Origin of the sequence: Streptomyces sp. SID5785 (assembly GCF_009870065.1) — a bacterium.
Lineage (GTDB): Bacteria > Actinomycetota > Actinomycetes > Streptomycetales > Streptomycetaceae > Streptomyces.
Window position 1 is genome coordinate 1 of record NZ_WWIA01000196.1, and the last position, 1052, is coordinate 1052.

A 1052-nucleotide genomic window follows, 5' to 3' on the forward strand; every position below is an offset into this window, starting at 1 on the left:
GAGGGCGTCATCTTCGTCACCGAGGACGGACTCCTCCTCACCTACCCGCACCCGGCGCCCGGCGTTCCGACCCTGCCCACGCATGGCCCTCAGCGCTGGCCGCTGGACCGCGTCGACGGGGGCTACACGGTCGCCGATCCGCACACGGGCCGCACCTGGCACTTCGCCGACCGGACGCCCGATCTGGCCGTCCTGGAACAGATCGACGACCGCAACGGCAACTGGATCACCTTCGAGAACGACGCCGAAGGCACCCCGCTCGCGGTCACTTCGTCCGGCGGCTACCGCCTCACCCTCACCGTGGAGGACGAGCGGGTCACGGCTCTGTCCCTGGCCGGCGCGGATCCTGACGGCACGGACCAGCTGATCAAGCGGTACGCCTACTCCGAGACCGGTGACCTGACCCAGGTCCTCGACTCCGCCGACCGGCCGCTCACCTTCACCTACGACGAGCGCGGCCGCGTCACGTCCTGGACCGACAGCAACGACCGCTCGTACACCTACGAGTACGACGACCAGGACCGCTGCATCGCCGAGGGCGGCGAGGCCGGGCACATGGCGCTGCGTCTGTCGTACGACGAGGTGGACCCGGCGACGGGCCACCGCGTCACGACGGCCACCACCGGCGAGGGCCACACCCGCCGCTATCTGATCGACGCCGCGGACCAGGTCGTCGCGGAGACCGACCCGCTCGGGCATGTCACCCGATTCACGCGGGACCGGTTCGGGCGGGTCCTGACGCGGACAGATCCGCTGGGACGCACGACGTCGTGCTCGTACGACGAGACGGGCAACATGGTCTCGGTGGCCCGCGCCGACGGCCGCGCGGTGACGGCCGAGTACGGCGACTTCAACCGCCTCACCCGCATCCGCGGCACGGACGGGAACACCACCCGCCACACCTACGACGCCCGCGGCAACCGCCTCACCAGCACCACCCCCAGCGGCCACACGACCCGCTTCACCCACGACGAGGCGGGCCGCCTCACCTCGGTCACCGACCCGCTCGGCCACGTCACGACGGTCCGCTGCGACCGCGCCGGCCTCCCGGT

General features: G+C 71.7%; 1 pseudogene. It reads left to right on the forward strand.

Annotated elements, in window-relative coordinates:
* Positions 1-1052, forward strand: a pseudogene (locus GTW43_RS05840) (RHS repeat protein); the annotation flags it as partial.